General features: G+C 70.7%; 3 protein-coding genes and 1 pseudogene. All 4 read right to left on the bottom strand.

Annotated elements, in window-relative coordinates:
• Window positions 1–307 (bottom strand): annotated as a pseudogene (locus GTP90_RS35055) (sensor histidine kinase); the annotation flags it as partial.
• Window positions 304–1020, bottom strand: coding sequence for a winged helix-turn-helix domain-containing protein (locus GTP90_RS35060; RefSeq protein WP_161087835.1), 717 nt, complete (start codon window positions 1018–1020; stop codon window positions 304–306). The gene GTP90_RS35060 and the pseudogene GTP90_RS35055, both read right to left, overlap by 4 nt.
• Window positions 1021–1220: 200 nt before the next feature.
• Complete coding sequence (locus tag GTP90_RS35065) at window positions 1221–2351, bottom strand: glycosyltransferase family 4 protein (protein ID WP_161087836.1); 1131 nt, start codon at window positions 2349–2351, stop codon at window positions 1221–1223.
• A gap of 18 nt (window positions 2352–2369) precedes the next feature.
• On the bottom strand, window positions 2370–3358 hold a 989-nt coding region (locus GTP90_RS35070; protein WP_161087837.1), incomplete at its 5' end, for a glycosyltransferase family 4 protein.

Genomic DNA, 3358 nt, shown 5'->3' on the forward strand with positions numbered 1-3358 from the left:
GCAAGGGGCCCAGGTTGCCGGCCAGCGGCGTGCCGTCGGCCGCCAGCAGCTCGAAGATCTCGCGGTCGCTGTCGATGCCGTCCTCCAGCAGGCGCCGCACCTCGGCCGACAGCGCGCCGTGCGGCTGGCCGCCGGCGCGCGCCACCAGGCGGTCCGACTGCGCCATGATGCGGCCGTCGATGTCCTGGTCCAGCACGCCCACGGTGCCGCGGTAGAACACCGCCGACACCAACACGATCGAGGCCGTGCCCAGCAGGCCGTAGCCCAGCACCAGCCGGGCCGCGATCGAGGCGCGCAGGTTGATCACTGGGCGGCGCCGCCGGCCGGCCCGGCGTCCTCGGGCGGGGTCGGGCCCATGCGGTAGCCGACCCCGCGCAGCGTGTGGATCAGCATGACGGGGAAGTCCTTGTCGACCTTGGCGCGCAGGCGGCTGATCTGGACGTCGATGACGTTGGTCTGCGGGTCGAAGTGGTAGTCCCACACCGATTCAAGCAGCATGGTGCGGGTCACCACCTGGTTGACGTTGCGCATCAGGTATTCCAGCAGCCGGTATTCGCGCGGCTGCAGCGTGATGACCTTGGCGCCGCGCGTCACGCGCAAGGTGCGCAGGTCCAGCTTGAGGTCGGCCACCTGCAAGGTCGAGCTGTCGGCGCCGGGCGCGCTGCGCCGCTGCAGCGCCTCGATGCGCGCCAGCAGCTCGGAGAAGGCGAACGGCTTGGACAAGTAATCGTCGGCGCCGCCGCGCAGGCCGCTGACGCGGGCGTCGATCGAGGTCAGCGCGCTGACGATGATGACCGGGGTCTGCTTGCCCAGCGCGCGCAGCTTGTCGACGATGGACAGGCCGTCGATGCGGCCGGGCAGCATGCGGTCGAGGATGATGATGTCCCAGTCGCTGCCGACCGCGAGGTCGAGGCCGTCGGGGCCGTTGTCGCAGGCGCTGACCAGGTAGCCGGCCTCACGCAGGCCCTTGCAGATGTAGTTGGCCGTTTCGGCTTCGTCTTCAATAACCAGGCAGCGCACGCGGATCTCCGGGATTCAGGATGGTGCGGTATTCTACCCCGTGGCGCGCGGGCGCTGGTGGTGAACTCCCGCCCGGACGACGTCGTTGCGTCGCACAGGGGGGGCGCCGGCTTGGCGGCGCCGACTTTGAGGACCATCGGCGGGGCGCGGAGTTCGACCGCCATCATAGCCGCGCCCGGCAATGATGGCCTTGCGCCAGATCAAGCCTGGGACCGGCCCCGGCCGGCGGCCAGTTCGGTGTACAGCGCGTGGTAGTTGCGCGCCATGGTCTCGGCGGTGAACAGCTCCCAGTAGCGGGCCGCGGCGCGCCGGCCCATCTCGGCGGCGCGTTCCGGCTGCTCCCACAGCGTGCGCATGGCCGCGCCGAAGGCGGCCGGATCGTCCGGCGGCACCACCAGCCCGGTCTCGTTGTCGATGTTGATGTAGGTGGTGCCGGTGCCGATCTCGCTGGAGATCATCGGCTTGCCGTACATCGCCCCCTCCAGCAGCGAGATGCCGAACGCCTCCGAGCGCAGGTGCGACGGGAACACCATCGCGTAGCTCAGCTCCAGCAGCGCCACCTTGTCCAGCTCCTCGACCGCGCCGACGAAGATCACGTACGTCAGGCCGAGGCGGCGCGCGTGCTCCTTGAGCTCCTGCTCGACCGGGCCGGCGCCGACGATCACCACCGGGTAGTCGAGGTTGGCCATGGCGTCGAGCAGGATGTGCAGGCCCTTGTAGTAGCGCAGCACGCCGACGAACAGGAAGAAGCGCTCGCCGCAGCGCGCGCGCCACTGGTCCTTGAGCGACTGCGGCGGCTGCGGATAGATGGTCTTGTCCAGGCCGTAGGTGATGGTGCGCGTCTTGTGCTCGAAGCGCTTGAGCACCGGCGACGAGGCCAGGTAGTTGGGCGAGGTGGCGACGATGGTGTCGACGCTGCGCAGGAAGCCGCGCTTGAGCGGCCCGTACACCCGCAGCAGGTTCTTCTGGCGCACGATGTCCGAGTGGTAGGTCACCACGCTGGGCTTGTCGATGCGCGCCAGGAAGTGGGCCAGGTCCATGAACGGCCACGGGAAATGGTAGTGGATCACGTCGGCGTCGCGCGCCAGGCGCGCCAGCTGGCGGATCGCCCCGGCCGAGAAGCCGGTGGAGGCGATCTCGAAATCGAGCCGCGCGCGGTGCACGGTGTGGCCCTCGAACTCGATCCGCGCCGGGCCGCGGTCGCGCGTGAGCGTGAGCACCTCGTTGCGCACGCCGAGGCGGCTGGTGCCCACGCACAGCTGGCGGATCACCTGCTCGATGCCGCCCCAGGTGTCCGGGTAGTAGGTCTTGTAGAAATGGAGGACGCGCATGGCAGCTTCAGTGATGCTTCAATTGGACAGGACGTCGCGGTACACCTCGACGGTGCGGCGGGCGGCGGCGTCCCAGGTCAGCTCCAGCGCGCGGCGGCGGCCGGCGGCAATGCAGCGCTGGCGCAGCGCGTCGTCGCGCGCCAGCGTGGTCATCGCGGCCGTGATCTCCGGCACCGACAGCGGATCGAATTCCAGCGCCGCGCCCTGCGCCACTTCCGGCAGCGAGGTGGCGTTGGAGGTGGCCACCGGCACGCCGCTGGCGAAGGCTTCCACCAGCGGCAGGCCGAAGCCCTCGTGCAGCGACGGGAAGATGAAGGCGCCGGCGCCGGCGTAGATGTGGTGCAGCTGGGCGTCGTCGGTCAGGCGGCTGAGCCAGACCACGTTCTCGCCGCGCTGGCCGGCGGCCTTGATCTGCGCCACCAGCTCGTCGCTGAGCCAGCCGGGCGCGCCGACGATCACCAGCTGGCGCGCGGCGCGCAGCACCGGCGGCAGCGCCAGGTAGGCCTCCAGCAGGCGGCCGACGTTCTTGCGCGGCTGCAGCGTGCCGACGAACAGGAAGTAGCCGGCGCGCAGGCCGTGCAGCGCCAGCGTGGCGTCGCGCGCCTCGGCCGGCGGCGCGTCGAACCATTCGGGACGCACGCCGTGGTGCACGACGCTGATCTTGCTCTCGTCGACGCCGAAGTGCTCGACCAGCTCGCGGATCGAATAGTGCGAGCCGGTGATCACATGCTGGGCCTTGCGCGCGGCCTTGACCTGCAGCCAGTTCTTCAGGCCGCGCAGGCGCGGCGTGCACCACTCGGGATGGGCGATCGGCACGGCGTCGTGCAGGGTCGCCACCACCGGGCAGTCCATGCGCACGATGCGGTAGTCGGTGGCGTGGAACAGGTCCAGCGGCGCCGCGCCCTGGCCGGCCAGGCCGCGCACGGGCATGCGCACCGACGACGGCAGCACCAGGTCGGCCAAGGTCGCGCCGCGGAAGGAGCGCGGCAGCGCGCGGCCCACGTGCA

The organism is Duganella vulcania (assembly GCF_009857655.1).
Taxonomy (GTDB): Bacteria; Pseudomonadota; Gammaproteobacteria; order Burkholderiales; family Burkholderiaceae_D; genus Rugamonas; species Rugamonas vulcania.